The 1,091-nt window shown below is 58.8% G+C and carries 1 protein-coding gene; it reads left to right on the top strand.

Annotated features, from left to right (window positions below):
• The first annotated feature begins 44 nt into the window (after window positions 1-44).
• A complete protein-coding gene (locus ACIP02_RS27315) occupies window positions 45-1,064 on the top strand; it encodes an IS30 family transposase (RefSeq protein WP_010792770.1) in 1,020 nt (339 codons plus the stop codon).
• Window positions 1,065-1,091: the final 27 nt, after the last annotated feature.

Here is a 1,091-nt window from a genome sequence, read left to right as displayed (position 1 = left end):
GGCGGTCTCAGTGACCAAGTGCAACACCCGAGGTAAGGTGCTGCATGACTACTCACTACACCCACTTGACCATCGAAGAGCGCGTAACGCTAATGATCATGCGTATGCAAGGCGCCTCGCTGCGAGCCATCGCCCAAGTTCTTGGGCGCCAACCCAGCACGCTGAGTCGAGAGGTGCGGCGCCAGTCGCAGCCTGGGCACTATGACGCCAGCACTGCCGGTGCTCGAGCCCGTGCCCTCAGACACGTCCCGAGGCGCAGCAAGCTTCTTGCCCCTGGTTCTGAACTGTTCCAGGTCGTACACAGCATGTTGGCCAAGGGCTGGTCTCCTCAGCAAATTGCCGCCAGACTCAAGGACTACTGGCCTGATAATCCTGAGCGGCATGTGAGTCACGAAACGATCTACCTGACAATCTATGCATACCCACGCGGCGAGCTTAAGCGTCAACTCATTGGTTACCTGCGCCAGGGCGGCAGCAAGCGGCGTACTCGCAGCACTGCGCCAGCTCGGCGCGAGCGCTATCCAGCTGAACAGAATATTCGCTACCGGCCTGAAGAGGTCGAAGGTCGACAAGTGCCAGGTCATTGGGAAAGCGACCTGATCATGGGCGCGAACAATCGCTCGGCAGTAGCGACGATGGTCGAGCGCACGAGCCGTTTCGTGATCCTGGCCAAGTTGGATGCGCCCACCGCAGACGCCGCGCTAGAGGGGATGACGCGAGAACTTTCGCGGATGGCACCGGCGCTGCTGAAAACCATGACCCATGACCAAGGCAGCGAGATGGCCAAGCATCAAGAGCTGACAGCTCGTACGGGAATGAAGATCTACTTCGCTGACCCGCACAGCCCTTGGCAAAGAGGCAGCAACGAGAACACGAACGGCCTGCTCCGGCAGTACTTACCCAAGGGCACCGATTTGTCGCTGGTTAGCCAGGAGCGGCTGGACGAGATTGCCGACTTGCTTAACACCCGACCTCGTCAGACATTGGGCTGGAAATTCCCTGTTGAAGTGTTGACGGATCATCTGCAACTGCTGGCAACCAATCGGCTCAACATTATCAACTGACTGTTGCACTTGGAACCTGATGCCGCC

Origin of the sequence: Pseudomonas sp. NPDC089408, assembly GCF_044749445.1 — a bacterium.
Classification (GTDB): Bacteria; Pseudomonadota; Gammaproteobacteria; order Pseudomonadales; family Pseudomonadaceae; genus Aquipseudomonas.
Note: the sequence above shows the minus strand (reverse complement) of the source record. Positions and strands in the feature narration are given on the sequence as shown.